The sequence below is a fragment of the Roseateles sp. P5_B10 genome (genome assembly GCF_056400485.1).
The window spans coordinates 1-732 of the sequence record NZ_JBFULE010001449.1; the positions used below are offsets into that span (position 1 = coordinate 1).

General features: G+C 68.0%; 1 protein-coding gene. It reads left to right on the plus strand.

What is annotated here, in order from left to right:
- Positions 1–732, plus strand: a 732-nt coding sequence (locus tag AC1DU6_RS33910; protein WP_477862792.1) for an ABC transporter permease, incomplete at both ends; no start/stop codon positions are given.

Below are 732 nucleotides of genomic sequence, written 5' to 3' on the forward strand. Positions count from 1 at the left end.
CCAGAAGGAAGTGCGCGACCGCATGCTCAACGTCATCGCCCACATTGAGCTGCTGGAGTACACCGGCCAGGCGCTGCCGGACTGGCAGGCCACGGCGGCCAAGGCCAGGCAGAACCCGGAGGTGATGGGTGCGGCGCCGTTTGTCGCCAGCCAGAGCCTGATCGCGCGCGGCGAGGACATGCGCGGCGCCATCATCCGTGGCATCTCGCCGGCCGAGGAAGCGACGGTCACCGGCCTTGGTGCACAGCTCAAGGACGGCGTCTTCGCCCAGCTGCAGCCCGGTGCCTGGAGCATCGTGCTGGGCTCGGAGCTGGCACGCCAGTTGGGCGTGGGTGTGGGCGACAAAATCACCGTCGTCGCGCCCGGCGCCCAGGTCACGCCGATGGGCGCCTCGCCGCGATACAGGAGCTTCAATGTGGTCGGCACCTTCAGCGCCGGCCACTACGAGTACGACTCGGGCCTGGCCCTGATCCACATCGACGACGCGGCCAAGCTCTACCGCACCGGTGGCCCGACCGGCGTGCAGCTCAAGCTGCGTGACGTGCACGACGCCCGCCGCGTGGCAGCCGAACTCAAGGGCGCCATGGGCCCGGACATCCTGGTGCGTGACTGGACGCGTTCCAACGCCAACTGGTTCGACGCCGTGCAGATCGAGAAGCGCCTGATGAGCATCATCCTGACGCTGATCGTCGCGGTGGCCGCCTTCAATCTGGTGTCCACGCTGGTGATGAC